At 54.0% G+C, this 3,956-nt stretch carries 2 protein-coding genes; both read left to right on the forward strand.

Features of this window, described 5'->3' with window-relative positions; translation table 11 throughout:
- The first annotated feature begins 190 nt into the window (after positions 1-190).
- A complete protein-coding gene (gene secD / locus C5S62_RS03435) occupies positions 191-3,100 on the forward strand; it encodes a protein translocase subunit SecD (protein WP_104404061.1) in 2,910 nt (969 codons plus the stop codon).
- A gap of 140 nt (positions 3,101-3,240) precedes the next feature.
- Positions 3,241-3,930, forward strand: coding sequence for a hypothetical protein (locus C5S62_RS03440; protein WP_104404062.1), 690 nt, complete (start codon positions 3,241-3,243; stop codon positions 3,928-3,930).
- Positions 3,931-3,956 lie beyond the last annotated feature (26 nt).

Genomic DNA, 3,956 nt, shown 5'->3' on the forward strand with positions numbered 1-3,956 from the left:
TTCCGGCGGAAAGCAAATAGTGTTAAAAAAACTCGTTTTGAGATTTTTTTGAGGCTATGTGCATGGCGGCATCAGGGAGGACTATATAAATTGACTGTAAATAAGGTAACATTTGAAAAAAATCGTGTATATTTGCACGTTGAAATATTTTTTATTGAAAAATCAATAACAAAAAACATAATAACGAAAAATGCAAAACAAAGGATTTGTAAAAGTCATTGCTGTGTTGCTGACACTCATCTGCCTTTACTATTTCTCTTTTTCGTGGGTGACCAACCACTACAAGAGTGAGGCGGACAAAATAGAGGCAACCAAGGGCAAGGAGGCCGCCAGAGCCTATCTTGACCAAAAGCGCAACGAGAAAGTTTATCTGGGCTGGAAAACCCTGGCCGAATGCGAAAAACTGCAGATAGGCCTCGGCCTTGACCTCAAGGGCGGCGTGAGCTTCCTGCTCGAGGTGTCTGTGCCCGACATGGTGAACAGCTATGCCGGCTCAAAGGCCAAGGAACCCGCCTTCCAGAAGATGGTGGCCGAAGCCCGCAAGGAAGCGGCCCGTACGGGCGGCGACTTCGTGGAACTTTTCATGAAGAAGTATGAGGCCGCCAACGGCCAGAATCAGCTCGGAGCCGTGTTTGCCGAGAAAATGAGCAACGACGGCATCAGTTATCAGAGCACCGACGCCGATGTGAAAGCCGCGCTTGAGAAGAATATTTCCGCCGCCGTAGATAATGCCTACAAGGTGATCAGCTCGCGTATCGACCAATACGGTGTGGCACAGCCCAACATACAGGTGCTGCGCGGTAAGGGCCAGCTCGGCCAGATTATGGTGGAGATGCCCGGCGTGACCGATCCCGAGGACGTGGAACAGCTCCTCACGGGAAGCGCCAACCTTGAGTTCTGGACCATGACTACCGTAGATCAGGTGGCCGGCGAACTTGAGCAGCTCCGCAATTTCCCCATCACCGTAACGCAACCTAAAAAGAACAACCCCAAGGAACTCGAAACCGTTACGAAGAAAATCGGCGACGTGCTCGCCATGCAGAACGCCGGCGGCATCTGCGCCGGAACGGTGGCCACGAAAGCCGACATGACAGCCGTAGAGAATGCTCTCCGCACAGACTCGGCCAAGCAGATCATGCGCACTTTCAGCATGGCTTTCTCGGCACAGCCCGAACTTCAGGGACAGTACGCCCTCTATATCCTTAAAGGTACGGCGGCTGATGCCGGAGGCGTGAAGCCCGAACTCAGCGCGGCCGAAACCGACATCATTCAGGACGCCAAGCCCGACTTTGAGCAGGACGGTGCCCACCGCCCCATCGTGTCGATGACCATGCAGCCTGAGGCCGCCCGCATCTGGGCCGACATCACCGGCAAGAACATCGGCAAGCCCATTGCCATCGTGCTCGATAACAAAGTGTACAGCACGCCTGCGCCCGAAGCACGCCTTGGAGCCAACTCGCAGATTTCAGGCAGTTTCACGCCCGACGACACCCGCGCCCTGGCCATCGTGCTCAACAGCGGTAAGATGAGCGTGCCCCTCGTGACGGTGCAGACCGAAACCGTAGGTCCCTCGCTCGGCGAAGCCTCCATCAAGGCCGGTTTCACCGCCTGCGTGGTAGCCTTCATCCTGCTCATGATTTTCATGTGCTGCTTCTACGGCTTCCGCACAGGTATGGTAGCCAACATCGCCCTTCTGCTCAACTTCTTCTTCACGCTGGGCATCCTCACCTCCTTCCAGGCGGCTCTCACCATGAGCGGTATTGCCGGTATGGTGCTTTCGCTCGGTATGGCTGTCGACGCCAACGTGCTTATCTACGAACGCACCAAGGAGGAACTGCGCGCCGGCAAGAACATCAAGACGGCTTTGGCCGACGGTTACGGCAATGCCTTCTCGGCCATCTTCGACTCCAACCTCACGTCTATCATCACGGCCATCATTCTTTATAACTTCGGAACGGGAGCCATCCGTGGCTTTGCCCTCACGCTGGGCATCGGCATCGTGGTGTCGTTCTTCACGGCAGTATGGCTCACCCGTATCGCTTACGAACACTTCCTTAACCGCGACAAGTGGCAGAACATCACTTTCACCACCTCCATTACGAAAAATTTCCTTCAGAACTCGAAAGTGGCTTTCATGAAGAAAGCGCGCAATTCAATGGTGGTATTTGCCGTTCTGGCCGTTGTGTTCGGCGCCAGCCTCGCCGTGTTCGGCCTTTCACAGGGTATCGACTTCACCGGCGGTCGCAACTATGTCATTCAGTTTGAAAACGACAAGGTTACTCCTGAAGAGGTGGCCGCTGCCGTACAGCAGGCCGTGGCCAAAACCGATGAGCCCAAGGCTTCGGTGAAGGCGATCAAGGTAGTGACCGCTGAGAACGAATGTATCCGCCTCACGACCAACTATATGGTGAACGGACAGGATGAAGTGGTGAACAAGTTCGTTTACGACGCGCTCCACAACGCCGGTCTTATTACGGCCGACTACAAAACATTCGTTGACCGTGAGAACCGCGCAGGAGGCTCCATTGTTTCATCACAGAAAGTGGACTCTTCCGTGGCCAAGGACATGACGGCAGGCGCCGTGAAGGCCGTGTTCTTCTCGCTCATCGCCATCTTCCTCTACATCCTCGTGCGCTTCCGCAACGTGGCTTTCTCCATAGGTAGCGTAGTGGCCTTGTGCATCGACACGTTCTTCATCATCGGCATGTACGCCCTCTGCTGGAAGTTCCTGCCTTTCTCCATGGAAATCGACCAGACGTTCATAGGTGCTATACTGACAGCCATCGGTTACTCCATCAACGACAAAGTGGTGGTGTTTGACCGTATACGCGAAAACCTGGGGCTCTATCCCAAGCGTACCACCGAACGTCTCTTCAACGATTCGCTCAACAGCACCCTGACGCGTACCATCATGACATCTGCCACGACGCTGCTCGTGCTCCTGTGTATCTTCTTCCTTGGCGGCGACAGCATCCGCTCATTCGCTTTCGCCATGATTCTCGGTGTCATCTTCGGTACCTGCTCTTCCATCTTCCTTGCAGCCCCCATCGCCTATCGCGTGCTGGGCAAGAAACGCATCGTGGAAGAGGCTGAAGCCTGATAGCCCACCAGGTTTTGACCTGACACTTTAAACAAACCATGCGGCGCGTCTCTCATATAGGAGACGCGCCGCATGGTGTTAGGCATGTACTTTCGTTTCTTATATGTTTATTGGTATTAAAGTCGTATCTTTGTCAGGTGATGAATCGTTATTCCGACCTACTCCCGCGTTGCTTGCGCTGGCTGCTGCGTTTTCGCCACCGTTGCGGCTACGGCATCCATTCTCCCTTTGCCTTCGGTTTCGTGACAGGCGTCATCTATGAAAGCGGACAGTATTATGCCTATGCTCCCTTGCACCGGTGCTTTCAGGAACAAAAAGCGGCCGATGGATTGCGCGAGTGTGATTTGCGCCTGCTCTTCCGTGTGGCCAATGCCTCCGGCGCATCGTCCGTATGGCTTTCTTCCAGCGGCAGTCCGCTGGTGGAGCAGTATGTTCGCGCAGCCCTTGCACATGCGCAGGTATATAATATGTCCGGTGCGGATCACGGAACGCAAAACGGCGGCCGGCCGTTGGAGGCTCATAGAAGAGAACAGCCGGCGCAGGAAGGAAATACGGCGTTCGGCACGGAAACATTGCCGGCGCAGGCTGATTTTTTTTATGCCGATGCAAGTGGAATTTCCTCCGAATTTCTTGAAATGGCAGTACGCCGTGCCGGTCCGAAAGCCTTTTTTGTTCTTCGTGGCATAGGCCGCAACCGTGCAGCCCGTAGGATATGGAGCCGGTTGAAAGCCGATGCCCGTGTGCGCGTCACTTTCAATCTTTACGACTTTGGCATAGCCTGCTTCGAGAGCCGTCTCAATAAAGAGGATTATATTGTCAATTATTTCTGAACCGCTGATGAAGATATATACTAAAC

This window comes from Prevotella sp. MGM2 (assembly GCF_002933955.1).
Classification (GTDB): domain Bacteria; phylum Bacteroidota; class Bacteroidia; order Bacteroidales; family Bacteroidaceae; genus Alloprevotella.